The sequence below is a fragment of the Candidatus Pelagibacter bacterium nBUS_25 genome (assembly GCF_051200975.1).
Taxonomy (GTDB): domain Bacteria; phylum Pseudomonadota; class Alphaproteobacteria; order Pelagibacterales; family Pelagibacteraceae; genus Pelagibacter.
In genome coordinates, this window is record NZ_CP172846.1 from 1144462 (window position 1) to 1157691 (window position 13230).

Annotated in this window: 16 protein-coding genes; 7 read left to right on the forward strand and 9 right to left on the reverse strand. The window is 27.5% G+C overall.

Annotation, left to right across the window (positions count from 1 at the left end):
- Positions 1-47 precede the first annotated feature (47 nt).
- A complete protein-coding gene (locus tag ACIJYH_RS06100; protein ID WP_435162716.1) occupies positions 48-395 on the forward strand; it encodes a DCC1-like thiol-disulfide oxidoreductase family protein in 348 nt (115 codons plus the stop codon).
- Here ACIJYH_RS06100 and ACIJYH_RS06105 read toward each other — a convergent pair.
- The 4 genes from ACIJYH_RS06105 to ACIJYH_RS06120 are packed head-to-tail and all read right to left on the reverse strand — an operon-like array spanning position 392 to position 3999.
- Entirely contained in the window at positions 392-664 is a 273-nt protein-coding gene (locus ACIJYH_RS06105) for a hypothetical protein (protein ID WP_435162717.1), read from the reverse strand. The genes ACIJYH_RS06100 and ACIJYH_RS06105 overlap by 4 nt on opposite strands.
- Before the next feature lie 51 nt (positions 665-715).
- Positions 716-1894: a hypothetical protein gene (locus tag ACIJYH_RS06110; RefSeq protein ID WP_435162718.1), complete on the reverse strand. Its 1179-nt coding sequence runs from the start codon at positions 1892-1894 to the stop codon at positions 716-718.
- Positions 1895-1922: 28 nt separating this feature from the next.
- On the reverse strand, positions 1923-3113 hold the full coding sequence (locus ACIJYH_RS06115) for a class I SAM-dependent methyltransferase (RefSeq protein WP_435162719.1): 1191 nt from the start codon (positions 3111-3113) through the stop codon (positions 1923-1925).
- 1 nt (position 3114) lies between these two features.
- Positions 3115-3999, reverse strand: a complete 885-nt coding sequence (locus ACIJYH_RS06120) for a dihydrodipicolinate synthase family protein (protein ID WP_435162720.1) — start codon at positions 3997-3999, stop codon at positions 3115-3117.
- Positions 4000-4031: 32 nt separating this feature from the next.
- On the opposite strand from ACIJYH_RS06120, the gene ACIJYH_RS06125 reads away from it, so the two are divergent.
- Together ACIJYH_RS06125 and ACIJYH_RS06130 are read left to right on the forward strand one after the other, a co-directional pair.
- Complete coding sequence (locus ACIJYH_RS06125; protein WP_435162721.1) at positions 4032-4967, forward strand: GDP-mannose 4,6-dehydratase; 936 nt, start codon at positions 4032-4034, stop codon at positions 4965-4967.
- Positions 4964-5902 carry a glycosyltransferase family 9 protein gene (locus tag ACIJYH_RS06130; protein ID WP_435162722.1) on the forward strand — a complete coding sequence of 313 codons (939 nt, stop codon included), beginning with the start codon at positions 4964-4966 and terminating at the stop codon, positions 5900-5902. The genes ACIJYH_RS06125 and ACIJYH_RS06130 overlap by 4 nt, the downstream gene beginning before the upstream one ends.
- On the opposite strand, the gene ACIJYH_RS06135 is transcribed toward ACIJYH_RS06130, so the two are convergent.
- Positions 5899-6402 (reverse strand): DnaJ domain-containing protein, encoded by a 504-nt coding sequence (locus ACIJYH_RS06135; protein WP_435162723.1) that lies wholly within the window; start codon positions 6400-6402, stop codon positions 5899-5901. The two genes, ACIJYH_RS06130 and ACIJYH_RS06135, sit on opposite strands and share 4 nt — an antisense overlap.
- Positions 6403-6416: 14 nt before the next feature.
- On the opposite strand from ACIJYH_RS06135, the gene ACIJYH_RS06140 reads away from it, so the two are divergent.
- Positions 6417-8492 carry a S9 family peptidase gene (locus ACIJYH_RS06140; protein WP_435162724.1) on the forward strand — a complete coding sequence of 692 codons (2076 nt, stop codon included), beginning with the start codon at positions 6417-6419 and terminating at the stop codon, positions 8490-8492.
- Positions 8493-8592: 100 nt separating this feature from the next.
- Complete coding sequence (locus ACIJYH_RS06145) at positions 8593-9039, forward strand: Hsp20 family protein (RefSeq protein WP_435162725.1); 447 nt, start codon at positions 8593-8595, stop codon at positions 9037-9039.
- Positions 9040-9081: 42 nt separating this feature from the next.
- On the opposite strand, the gene ACIJYH_RS06150 is transcribed toward ACIJYH_RS06145, so the two are convergent.
- Complete coding sequence (locus ACIJYH_RS06150) at positions 9082-9387, reverse strand: hypothetical protein (protein WP_435088061.1); 306 nt, start codon at positions 9385-9387, stop codon at positions 9082-9084.
- Between the two features lie 126 nt (positions 9388-9513).
- Here ACIJYH_RS06150 and ACIJYH_RS06155 point away from each other — a divergent pair, with 126 nt between their 5' ends.
- Positions 9514-10824 (forward strand): NCS2 family permease, encoded by a 1311-nt coding sequence (locus ACIJYH_RS06155; protein WP_435162726.1) that lies wholly within the window; start codon positions 9514-9516, stop codon positions 10822-10824.
- A gap of 40 nt (positions 10825-10864) precedes the next feature.
- Here the strand turns inward: ACIJYH_RS06155 and ACIJYH_RS06160 are convergent, their stop codons facing one another.
- The gene (locus ACIJYH_RS06160; protein ID WP_435162727.1) at positions 10865-11398 is read right to left on the reverse strand and encodes a phosphoribosyltransferase; all 534 of its coding nucleotides are present in this window, start codon (positions 11396-11398) and stop codon (positions 10865-10867) included.
- Between the two features lie 28 nt (positions 11399-11426).
- Between ACIJYH_RS06160 and ACIJYH_RS06165 the strand changes: the two genes are divergently transcribed.
- Positions 11427-11723 (forward strand): DUF1330 domain-containing protein, encoded by a 297-nt coding sequence (locus ACIJYH_RS06165; RefSeq protein WP_435096377.1) that lies wholly within the window; start codon positions 11427-11429, stop codon positions 11721-11723.
- On the opposite strand, the gene ACIJYH_RS06170 is transcribed toward ACIJYH_RS06165, so the two are convergent.
- The gene (locus ACIJYH_RS06170) at positions 11710-12345 is read right to left on the reverse strand and encodes a DNA-3-methyladenine glycosylase family protein (RefSeq protein ID WP_435162728.1); all 636 of its coding nucleotides are present in this window, start codon (positions 12343-12345) and stop codon (positions 11710-11712) included. The genes ACIJYH_RS06165 and ACIJYH_RS06170 overlap by 14 nt on opposite strands.
- Entirely contained in the window at positions 12338-13219 is an 882-nt protein-coding gene (locus ACIJYH_RS06175) for a DMT family transporter (RefSeq protein WP_435162729.1), read from the reverse strand. The genes ACIJYH_RS06170 and ACIJYH_RS06175 overlap by 8 nt, the downstream gene beginning before the upstream one ends.
- Positions 13220-13230: the final 11 nt, after the last annotated feature.

Genomic DNA, 13230 nt, shown 5'->3' on the forward strand with positions numbered 1-13230 from the left:
ATTAACACATGTACATATATTAATTACATAGATACAAACTTTAATTTATGAAAGTATATTTTAATAATTCCTGTAAAATTTGCAGATCTGAAATTAATTTGTACAAAAAAGAAAAAATTCAAGATATCGATTGGGTTGATATAACAGATAATTCTGTCGCTGAAAAAGAAACATCAAAAAAAGATAAAGATCTTTTAAGAAGACTTCATGTTAAAGATGGGGATAACATAATTGAAGGTGCAGAGGCATTTTTATATGTTTGGAAAAAAATTCCAAAATATAAGTTTCTATATTATTTTTTTAAACTTCCTGTAATTTTTACGTTTTTTAGATTTGGATATGAAATTATTGCTTATTTTTTATATTTAAAAAATAAAAAACAACTAAAAAACTAATTTAGAAAAAATATTAAAAACTTGCTCAATAAAGACATAGAAGCAATAAACATAATCATTACAACTGAGTACATTAAAGTAACAATCTTATTTTTTTTTCTTCTCAACCTCACAAAATCTTTATCATCTAAATCTGAAATGTCTCTTTCACCAACTACCTGATAATCATAACTCCAACGCCATGTAGAGTTTCCAAGCCTTGAGTCTAAGTTATTATAATAGGTTATCCAAGCAAGAGTATATCTTAGGATTAGGTATAGAATTGCCATTGTAATTGTTCCAAAAAACATTCTAAATATTACTTAATTAAATAAGATAGTTTAATTGTTATTTTTTGCCCTTTTTCTAGCAATAAGCTGTGTAAGAGAGTCAACCATCGTATCTGATGCTTTAAATATTTCATTATTTTTAAATTCATGAGATACATTTTTTTCTGGGTTAGTTTTATCTTCGATGACTATTCCTTCATCTGGTGAGTTATTTTTGATATATATTAATAATAACCATTCTTCATCAGAAGACTCATCCCATTTAACAAAGATCTCACCAGTCTCAAATCTTTTATCAATACATCTAAAGATAGACATGTGTCTTGTAATATGTCTTTTGTTTAACTGAAACACTAAACTGCTTGCACTACGGTAAAAACTTTCAAGTGCAAATTCTATTTTTTGCCTTGCTATTGTGTATTCTTTTTCTTTTCTAAGTAACGTTTCTCTATCTTCATCACCTTGAATTTTTACTCCAAGGGCCTCCACTCTTTCTCTTATCTTCTGATCTCTAATTATTCGATATTTTTCTTTTAGTTTTTCTATTCGTTCTTGAAGGCCTGCATAATCATCTCTTTTTTCTCTAAGTGATATTTTTTCTAACTTTTCTAACTCTTTAACTTCTCTAATTCTGAATTTTTCAATTTGTTTTTCTAATCTTAATTGCTTTAAGAATTGCTTTTGTTTTTCAGCTTGTTCTATTCTTAATAAAGCTTGCTCTTTTCGAAGAAAGATTTTTATATCTTTGGCTCTTTGTTTATCTAGCTTAATTTCATCTTTTAAAGCTTGTTCCTGTAACTTAATCTTTAGTTCTTCTTGTTTTTGCTTTTCATTTTCAAGATTAATTTTTTCTAGTCTTTCTTTTTCTAATTTTTCTAATTTTAGTCTTCTAGCTTCATCTTTTTTAGTCTCTTTATATTCAAAAATTGTATCAGCTATTTTATCAAAGAAAGCTTGAATATATTTTTCAATACTAAAACTAATTTTAAAGTTTATTTGAGGTATTAAAGAATTTTGAAAATTTATTAATCTTAAAATAAAATTTTGTTTTTTTGGTATTTTTTTATTTACAATTTTTTTTTTGGCTTTATCTAATTTTTTTGGTCTAATTTTTGATTTTATCTTTTTTATTTTTTTTCTGATAACTTTTGATTTTTTTTTTGCTTTTTTATGAACTTTTTTATTAACTTTTTTTTTAGTTTTTTTTGATTGTTTTTTTATTTTTTTCATGTTTGAGAGAATTATACCTATCAATAAATCATTGATAAATATAGTCTCTTGTTACCGGGGTTGAAGTATAATTTTTTGTAAGTTGAAATTGATATACAACCTGATCACCCCACTTAAATGACATTTCACAACCTGTTAAATAAAATTCCCACATTCTAAAAAATTTTTTATCAAACATTTGAATAATTTTTTCTTTATTTTTAATACAGTTTTCTTTCCAATGTCTCAATGTATGGGAGTAATGTAGTTTTAAAACCTCTACATCAGAGATGATTAATCCAGCTTTTTCGATAGGTGTAGTCACTTCACTTAAGCTTGGTGTATAACCCCCTGGAAAAATATATTTTGTTATCCAAGGATGTGGGTCTCTTGGTGGATTTACTGAGCCTATTGTGTGAATTAAAGATATACCATCATCACTAAGTAATTTATCAATTTGCTTGAAAAATTTCTTATAAAATTTCCTACCAACATGCTCAAACATTCCTACGCTTACAATTCTATCAAATTTTTCATTAAGCTGTCGGTAATCTATCAACTTAAATTTTAGCTGATTTTCTAAATTGAGTTCTTTTGCTTTTTTATTGCAATAATTAAGTTGATTTTTAGACAATGTTATTCCTGTAACCTCACAATTAGCAGTTTGAGCAATATCGATAGCTAAAGATCCCCAGCCACATCCAATATCTAAAACTTTCTGATTAGGTTTTATATTTAATTTTTTTATTATATGTTGAATTTTATTATTTTGAGCATCTGCAAGTGTATCATTTTCATTTTTAAAATACGCACATGAATATTGTTTCTTGGGATCTAAAAATAAATCATAAAGATCATCTGAAATATCATAATGATGCGATACATTCATTTTAGATTTTTTGATGAAATTAAAGTTAGTTAAGTATCTATAAGATCCTCGGAGTCTATTTATTAAATAACTAAATAAATTTAGATCATTTCTTCCAAAATTCATTAATGCCAAATCTAAAAAATCACTCAAACTTCCATTTTTAATTATTAATTCTCCATTGGTATAAGCTTCTCCAAAATATAAATCTGGCTGGAATAGTAATTTATAATGAAGTTTTTTGTCTAAAATTTTAACTTTAATTGGCTTTTCACTTTTGGGTGATCCAATGATATAATTTTTGGAATAGGCATTTTCTAAAATAAAACCATCTTTCTTAAATACATTGTTAAGAAATCTAGCTAATTGCATTTCAGGCTGCCCTTATTGGTTTGATAAAAAAATTTAATTTTTCTAAATTATCAATTAATTCCTTTTCTTCATTAGAATTTAAAATTGATAATGGTGGTAAAACGTTTTTGTATATTGGATCAACTTTTGAGTAGTAAGCATGAAGTCCAGATATTAAATTATATTTTTCAAATGCATTTCTAACATCACAAAGTTTCTGATTAACTGTTTGATCTTTTTTATCAAAAAAATCATCATAAACTTTTCTTGCCAAAGTCGATGTAACATTACAAGTTGCTGTAATTATTCCAGAGCATCCAAGTTCTAAACCTTTTAATAATTTTGTCTCTGATCCTGGGAAAATTGAAAAATTATCTAATTTTAGATTTTCAAAAAGATTATAAGAGCTATCTTTAATGCCAACAATTTGTTTAGGAAATTTTTTTACTAATTCTTGCACACATTTTATGCTAAATTTATACCCACATAGCTTTTCAAAGTTATAAAGTATTATTTCACTTTCTGGTGTGGCTTCTACAATTTTAGAATAAAAATTTATTACGTCTTCATCCTTAAATTTGTAAAAAGCAGGAGGCATAATCAAAAATTTTGAAAAATTTAATGATCTAGCAACTCTCATTAAGCTTATTGTTTCGCCCAATGAATTTAATCCTGTTCCAATTATAAACCTTTCTTTATGCTTACTTTTTGTCAAATGATTTAAAAGTTCAATTTTTTCTGAAATTGGTATTAGCTGAGCTTGTCCAGTGCTTCCGAAAATTGCTGCACCATGACATCCTTCATCGATTACCCTTTCAGCATGTTTAATTGTTTTTATTACATTTAGTGTTAAATTGTCATTTAACACCGACATTGATGCAGAATATATACCTTTCAATAAACTCATAAATTTTTATAAATATAATAATTCAAAAGGAAATGAATAAAAACATTAATTTAATAATTGGTTCTGGTGTATTAGGGGCTTACTTAGCATCAGAACTTTTAAGAAAAAGAGAAGAAGTAATCGTTTCAACAAGATCAATTAAAAAAATAATGAAAAATTATCATTATTTAAAAATTCAAAAAAAAGTTAAATTTGTAAAACTTGATATTAACAAAAAAATTGAAATTAAAAAAACTATTAAAGAATTTACTCCTAATAAAATTTTTTACTTTGCGGGTCAAAGCTCTTTAAGTAAAAGTCCTAGAAAAAAAAAGGAAACTTTTCTTTCTCATCTCAATGGAACAAAAAATTTTCTCCATGTAATAAAAGAAGAGAATTTAAAAATAAAATTTTTTAAAGCAAACTCTGGGTATATTTTTTCTCCACAAAAAGGTCTTATTGATTTAAATTGTAAATTTTCATCTAACAATAATCCATATATCAAGGCTCAACAAAGAACGTTTAAATTAATAAAAAAATTTAGAAAGTTTGGATTAAACTTGTTTAATTTAGTATTTATGCAGATAGAATCACCACTTAGACCAAAAGAATTTTTTATCAAAAAAGTTTGTTTAGGTGCAAAATATAAAAAAAAAATTGCAGTTGGAAATATTGATACCTATAGAGATTATTCTTGGGTAACAGAAATTGTAAAAGCAATAATATTAACGTCTGAATTAAATGCAAAAGATTTCATAATATCGGCAGGAAAGAAAGTTTCGGGTAAAGAGATTTTGTCATTATCATATAAGTTAAACAAATTAGACTATAAAAAATATTTTTCTGTCAAAGAAAAATTTTACAGAAAAAGTGAAGATAAATTTTTAATAGGTTCTAGTAAAAACTCTTTATATCTTAAAAAAAATTTTAATTTTGAGTTTAAAATTTTTGGAAATCGTTTGATAAATAAAATGTATAAATTTTTATGAAAACAGGTATTTATTTAAGCTATGTAGGACTAGGTGCTAATTTGCTTCACCTTTCATATTGCCACCAAATTGCAAAAAAAAATGGTCCTGTAACTATCATTACTCTGTGCAAAAATCTTGAAGCAGCTCTTTTGGATGACCCTCTAATTGAAAAGGTTTTATATATTAATAAATATCATAAAAAATTAATTGATATTTTTAAGCTTGGCAAAATTCTAAAAAAATTAGATTTTGAAAATTTACTAATCTTTTATCCAAGTATGCGATTATATTTGGCTGCAAAACTAGCGGGAATAAAGAATGTTTTTATCTATAATTTTTTTAAAAAAAAAAGGTTGCATTTAGTCAGTGCTGCAAAAAAATTGACCGAAAGTTTTCTTAATCTAGATAATTGTCCCACAGAAACTAAGTTTTTTGTTAATCAAGAAAGAATTAATAAAATATATAATGAATTTGATCATAATAAATTTAAAATTGTGATTGGTGCTGGATCTTCAGGCCCAACAACAAGATGGGGATCAAAAAATTTTTCTGATCTAATTAATCAATTGAATGTATTGGATGAGTATCTTTTTTTTATACTTTGCGGGCCAAATGAAAAAGAAATTGAGAGTGAAATAGTATCAAATTTAAAAAAAAAAAATTATATCACCTTGAGTAACAAGAGTATTTACGATGTGATACCCTATCTCTACTTATCAGATATGTATGTAGGCAATGATTCCTTTGGATCACACATAATGTGTCAATTTGGGAAAAAAAGTATTGTTATGCTTTTAGATGCACCTAAAGCTTATACTGACTATAGTCAAAATTATCATCGAGTAATTCCGAATGGATATAAAATTGACGAAATCACTCATGGTACTAATGCAGACCCAAATTTAATAACAGTAGATGAAGTAATCAAAACTATTAATCATTTAAAAAACTAATTTAAATTTTTGATAACTATATCTTTTGCTTCGTTAACTATAGTCGAAAGTCTAGAAGTTTCTGGTGAAATATCAGGGTGAATTTTTTTTTGTATTTTTATATAAGCTTTATTTACTTCATCCTTAGTTATTTTTTTTGACGGATTAAGATTTAATATTTTGTAAGCTTCTGATGTAGACATTGTGTTGGCATTAGATACTTTCTGGTCATTAAATGAAAATCTTCCAGAATTTCTAAGAGTTTGAATTAATCGGAATAGTGAAATTAGTTGAAAAAAAGATAGACCCTTTAATTTTAATAAAGCCAAACTTGCAACTGTTAATGGCAAAGTTAACAAAAATTTGCCAGCAACTGCAAATAATATTGCAACCACTATTAAACCAATAAATAATATTATTCTCACACCTTGTGATATTTTTTTTGAATTTATTGAGGCAAAAAACCTTAATAAAAAATACAAAGCAGCCAAAATTAACACTGTATAAATTATTATATTCATATATTTCCCTACTTATGAAAATACCATATCTAAAAAAAAAACCAGAATTAAAATCATGTCATGATGTTACATGGGAAGACAATTATAGCTGGATACATCAAAAAAATATTTTAGAGGTACTTAGAGATAAAAATAAACTATTACCTAAAGTAAAAGATTATCTTGAAGAAGAGAATAAATATACTGATTATCATTTAGAAAACACGAAACCTTTACAAAAAAAATTATTTAATGAAATTAAAGGAAGAATAAAGTTAGATGACGAGTCTCTTCCCTATAAAGATCACACCTATGAATATTGGACCAAAACAACTGAAGCTGGAAATTATTCAATCAAACTTCGAAAGAAAATTAATTCAGATTTAGTTGAAGAAGTTTGGAATGGTGATAAAGAAAAAGAAAATCTAGGAGTAGAGTATTTTGGTGTTGGAGATTTAGAAGTAAGCAATAATGATAAATACCTAGGATATTCTTTAGACACCAAAGGCTCTGAATATTATACAATTTCTATAAGAGATATTGAAACCAATAAAATCATCACAAAAGAAATTTCTGAAACTTCAGGAGGAATTACTTTTAGTTTAGATGATAAATATATTTTTTATTCTAAACTTGATGAAAATCATCGTGCAAGGAAAATATACAGGCATGAAATTGGTAATTTTAAAAACCAAGATCAACTAATTTTTGAGGAAAAAAGTGAGGCATTCACTGTTAGCATTGGCTTAAGCTCCGATGAAAAATATTATTTTATTAATACATCTGACCATAACACATCTGAACAATACTATTTTAATGTAGATGAGAAAAATCCTTCACCAAAATTAATAATGAAAAGAGAGAAAGGAATTCTCTACTCAGTTAGCTCTTGGGATGGAAAATTTTATAATCATACTAACAAAAATGCTGAGGATTTTAAAATTGATATTTCTAAAAGTCTTACACTTCAAGAATGGAAAGCATTTATATCTCCAAGAGATGAAGTTTTAATAGGTGGGCTAACTTTTTTAAAAGACTGGATTATTAGATCTGAAACTTCCAACGCACTAGATAAATTATTTATTAGAAATATTACATCAGATCTTGAAGAGGAATTAATATTTTCTAATGAAAGTATTTATGTACCAGATATTTCTTTGGTTCAAAGAGATAGAAATACTAACAAATTATATCTTGGCTATTCGTCTCCCAAAACTCCATCAAGGGTTTATTTATACGACTTACATAATAAATCTAAAAAACTTGTTAAAGAACAGGAAATACCTTCTGGACATAATCCAGAAAATTATATTGTTGAAAGAGTAGAATATAAATCTCACGATGGAAGGTTAGTTCCATTAACAATTACAAGGCATAAAAAGACTAAAATTGATGGTTCGGCAAATTTATTGCTTTATGGATATGGTTCATATGGAAGTTCAATAAGTCCCAACTTTTCGTCAACAAGATTAAGCTTAATTGATAGAGATATTATATGGGCAACAGCTCATATTAGAGGTGGTATGGAAAAAGGAATGAAATGGTGGAAAGAAGGAAAGCTTACTAATAAAAAAAATACCTTTGAAGATTACATTCATGCTGCAAAATATTTGATTGACAATAACTATTCATCAAAAGGAAAAATAATTGGTATGGGGGGCTCTGCTGGAGGCTTATTAATGGGAGCAGTTGTAAATCAATCACCAGAATTATTTTTAGGAATGATCATGGCAGTACCATTTGTAGATTCTCTAACAACAAATCTTGATCACTCTTTACCTTTAACTGTTGGAGAATTTGATGAATTTGGAAATGCTCAAGATAATAAAGAACATTTTGATTATATATTTTCATATGCTCCTTATAATAATATTAAAAAAATGGATTACCCACACATATTAATTACTACAAGCTTAAGTGATAATAGAGTTTTGTTTGATGAGCCTGCAAAATTTACTGCAAAATTAAGAGAATATAAAACTGATAATAATTTACTTCTTTTAAAAACAGAAATGAACGCAGGTCATGGAGGAAAATCTGGAAGAGATGGTGCTATTGAAGAAATAGCAATTGATTATGCGTTTGCACTAAAAATATCAGAAAAAATTTAATTCTGTAGATCTTGAAACAGTAAAACTAATTCCTATATATACTTTGTAAGTCGCCTAATGGGGCTTACATAAATAAACTTGCTTAACAAAGGAGAATATTATGACAAGTAAGGATCTATCAATCTTTAACTCACTAAGACCATTTTCAATTGGTTTTGACGATATGTTTGATCAATTTGAAAATATGCTTGGAAATGGAAATTTGACCATGCAGTCAAATTATCCACCATACAACATAAGAAAAACTGCAAAAGATAACTATGCTATTGAAGTTGCATTGGCTGGTTTTAATAAAAATGACGTTGAGGTTGAGTTTGAAGATAATTTATTAACTGTAAGAACCAAGCAAGTTAATAAATCAGATGAAAACAATGTTGATGGGGAAATAATTCATAAAGGTATTTCACAAAGACAATTTGCAAGATCATTCACTATTGCTGATGACGTAAAGGTAAATGGTGCTGAACTAAAAGATGGTCTATTAACTATTTCTTGTGAAAGAATTATACCAGAACATAAAAAGAAAAAACTTATAGAAATTAAATAAGTTTACCTTGCTTGCGGGGATAAATTCCTCGCAAGTACTTAATTAAAAACAACCATTTGATACAAAGCCAATAACAATTTTATCAGGATTTATTTCAAATCTTCTCTCACAAGGAATTCCATATTTTTTTGTATTATAAATTAATTCAAAATTTCCTTTTGCATTCTTGAAATCTTCATCTGGTTTTCCTAAATCCATCTGTAAAACACTCGCAGGCTTACTAATATATTTACTTAATTTTTCATTCTCTTTTTCAACAATTTTATTTGTTTTATCTTTGATTGTTTGACATCCGGCAATCATCAAAAATGAAAAAGATATAATTAAAAGTAATTTTAGTTTTGCCATAAAATAACAATAACATTACAATTATGGCATAATTATAAACTTCTGAGTTGAAATATGTGAATAAACGCTAGTTTTACAGCGTATTTACAAGAAGAATCAAATATTTGTCACTTAATAGGAGGACAAATGCTTGAAAATTATTTCAATTATAAAAAACACAAAACAGATTTTAAAACAGAAGTAATAGCTGGAACTACTACGTTTTTAACGATGGCTTATATAATGTTTTTAAATCCATTTATCTTATCGGGTGAATTTGCCGGACCCGAAAAAGGTTTCTTTGATTTCGGCGCAGTTTATACAGCAACAATATTAGCAACAGCACTCGCATGTTTTATAATGGCTTTTTATGGAAAAACTTGGCCAATTGGACTTGCGCCTGGTATGGGCATTAATGCCTTTGTTGCTTTTGGAGTTTGTGCAGGAATGGGTTACACACCTCAAGAAGCTTTGGGTGCAGTACTAGTTGCCGGTGTATTATTTTTAATTATATCTCTTACACCTATTAGAGCCTGGTTAATTAATTCAATTCCTAAAAGTCTTAAGTTAGGAATCGGTGCGGGGATTGGTTTATTCTTAGCAATTATTGGATTGCAAATTATGGAAGTCGTAGTTGATGATCCAGTTACTCTAGTAAAACTTGGAGATTTAAGTAACCCAATAGTTTTATTAGGTTGCGCAACATTCATTGCAATTATTGTAATGGAAAAGATGAATATAAAAGGGAATATTATAATAGGAATTTTAGTATTCAGTATTATTTCATGGGCAGCAGGATTAGCTAATTTCAATGGTCTTGTAAGTGCACCTCCACCAATGACTTATCTTTTTAAGTTTGATTTATCAGCTGCACTGACTGCAGGAATGTCTACAGTAATATTCACTTTATTATTCATCGACTTTTTCGATACTGCAGGAACGTTGACATCAGTTGCAAACGTTGCTGGTAAAGTTGATAAACAAGGTAAACTTCAAGACATCAATAAAGCTATGTTATCTGATAGTGTTGGTACAGTTGCAGGTGCAATGATGGGAACAACAACTGTTACAAGTTATGTAGAGTCTGGTGCTGGTGTAAAAGCCGGTGGTAGAACTGGAATGACATCTCTTGTTATTGGATTGTTATTTTTAGCATGTATATTTTTTGCTCCTTTAGCAACTAGTTTACCAAAACAAATTGATGGTGCTGCTTTATTATTTGTTTCTGTTTTATTTGTAAGAAATATTACAGATATCGAATGGGACGACATTGCAGAGTCTGCTCCAGCAATTTTAGCTATGATTGCAATGCCTTTAACCTATAGTATTAGTAATGGTATTGCTTTAGCATTTGTGTCTTATGCTTTAATTAAAATATTTACTGGTAAATTTTCATCTACATCACCAGCGATATTTGTTATTGCAATATTAAGTGTAATAAGCTTTGCAGTTGCTTAATTAAAAAATTTAATAGGGCTAGTAACTCTAGCCCTATTAATTAATTTCTTTTAATAATTTCTTCTATAGATAGTTCTTCATAATGTTCAGTTGGCTGAACAATCCATGGATCTGTATCTAATCTAACTGGACAAAAATCAGGTTCAAAAGTTGATGATTTTTTTTTCCATAAACAAGCTGTTTTAACTTCATTTATATAATCTTTTGTTGGACCATAATTTTTTAGCCACTCTATACTTTTATTTAATGTTAAACCTGTGTCTGAAAGATCATCAACCAAAAGTACTTTATTATAATCTTTGTTTTCTGCTAAAGAACTAATTTCCCTTGCAAACATTAGTTGCCCTTGCTTATCTTCCATCCCATCTCCAGAGTAGCTCTGGATAACAATGTAGGCTATTGGTAATTTTAAAATTCTTGAAAGGATATCTAAAATTGGGGCTGCACCTCTCATTATTCCCACTAGAACCGTAGGTTTATATTTTTTATGAATCTCGATTGCTAACTTTTCAACAATTTTGTTATACTCATCAAAAGTGATAATTAATTTATCAGCCATAAATTTTACTATCATAACTAAAAAATTTTGAAAGGGAGAAATAATGAAAGCTTATTGGATCAGTTTGTATGTAAAAGTTGAAAATCAAGATAATTTAAAAAAATATGCAGAAGTTGTTACACCAATTATTAAAAGTTTTGGGGGTGTTCCTCTTGTAAGAGGCGGAAAACATAAAACATACGATGGAGATGATTTTTCCAGATCAGTTATTTGGGAATTTCCAAGTTATGAAAAAGCAATTGAATGTCACAATTCAACAGAATATTTAGCTGGATGGGATTTAGCAAAAGATACCACTGAGAGACATATGCAGGTAATTGAGGGCTTTAGTACTGAATAGGTTCAGGATCTATACTTCTCCACAAATACCAGGTTGCAACAGAACAATATGGTGAAAATCTTTTTTGCAACAAATTTACAAACTTTTCAGGTGGTAAATATTTTTTTTTATAATTTTTAGAAATTGCTCTGAGTAGTCCAATATCTTGTACCGGCCAAATATTAGAACGATTATAAGTAAATAATAAAATCATTTCTGCAGACCATCTACCAATTTGTCTTAATTGTGAAAGATATAAAATAGCATCTTCATCTGACATTTTCGATATTAATCTTGGATTAAAAGTTTTATCCAAAGTTTGTTTTGCTAAACTTTGAATTCCTTTTACTTTTTGTTTACTAAGACCGCATGATTTTAATTGTGTAAATGTTAATGTAGTTACCATTTTAGCATTAATCTTATTTTTACATTTTTTTTTAAATTTTAAAAAAACTGAGTTTGCTGCTGCAACACTAATCTGTTGACCAATAATACTTTTACATAAAGAAAAAAAAATATCTTTTCTTGTTGTTAGAATTTTTTCTGTAGGAGATTTATATTTCATAATTAAACTAGCCATCACTTTATCTTTATTAGACAAATTTTTTTTTGCTCTACTCCAATAACTTGGTATCTTACTCATGTCTTGATAATGATAAATTTTTTTTTAAAACTATTTCACGTCTAAATATTATTATTGAAGATGCTATTACTAAAATAGCCCCAATTAGAGTTTTTGTTGTTGGAATTTCATCCCAAATTAAATAACCAAATATTATGGCAAATACTAATGCTAGATACTTTACTGGGGTAACCAAACTTACTTCAGATAATTTATAAGACTGGGTTAGCCATAAGTTTGCTAATCCTCCTAAAATTCCTATCATGGATAATAAAAATAAATCAAGTAAATTTGGTAATAACCAATTTTGATAAAATGTAAAAAAACTTAAAATCATTATTGAAATTGAAAAAAAGAATCCTATTAACCAAACTGGTTCTGTTGTGGATAATCTCCTAATAGTTATAGCTACATAAGATAGTCCTAAGCAAAAAATAATAGGTAAAATAAAATAAAAATTTAAGGAACTAAATCCTGGTTCTGAGATAACAATAATCCCAATAAAACCAACCATAACTGCTAACCATCTATAAAAACCAACTTTTTCATTTAATAAAAATATTGAAAAAATAGTAGTAAATATTGGTGCTGCAAAAGTAACGCTAACAACAGTAGCTAATGGAAGATTTCTTAAAGCAACAACAATTGAAATTAACGCAATTATTCCAGCCATACATCTTTTAAAATGTAACAAAGGTCTACTAGTTTTATAAAAATCAATATATCTTTCCCTAGGAATGATAAATAAAATAGGAATTAATCCACAAAAACCTCTAAAAAACAAAACTTGTCCAACTGGGTAATCATTGGTCCATTTTACAATCACATCCATTACAGAAAATGCACATATAGAGATAAACATGTAAAAAAAGCCTAATTGATTTTTAGAGAACATGTGATTAAGTT